This window comes from Paraburkholderia sp. SIMBA_030, assembly GCF_046535245.1.
In the GTDB taxonomy this organism is placed as follows: Bacteria; Pseudomonadota; Gammaproteobacteria; order Burkholderiales; family Burkholderiaceae; genus Paraburkholderia.
This window is the reverse complement of record NZ_JAWRXB010000678.1, coordinates 1-267: the sequence shown is the minus strand read 5'-3', so window position 1 is coordinate 267 and position 267 is coordinate 1. Positions and strand designations below refer to the sequence as shown.

Here is a 267-nt window from a genome sequence, read left to right as displayed (position 1 = left end):
AGCCGTTTATCCTGGATAATGACCGGAAAATCATCCACACCATAATGGTTGGGGATAGGCAGCGACTTGCTGACTTCATCTTCCACCAGCCACATTCCGGCAAGGCCGTTATAGACCTGCTGAGCCGTGCGGTTGGGAGTATTGGCGTGATACCACAGAGTAGCTGCGTTCTGGCGAATGGGCAGTACGGGTGCCCAGTCAGCGTTTGGCGACATCATCCGTGCCGGACCGCCCATCAGCGGGCCTGGTACCTGTAGCCCGGCCACC

The 267-nt window shown here is 58.1% G+C and carries 1 protein-coding gene; it reads right to left on the bottom strand.

Annotated features, from left to right (window positions below):
* On the bottom strand, window positions 1-236 hold a 236-nt coding region (locus SB772_RS41670), incomplete at its 3' end, for a multicopper oxidase domain-containing protein (protein WP_410838728.1).
* Between the last annotated feature and the right edge of the window lie 31 nt (window positions 237-267).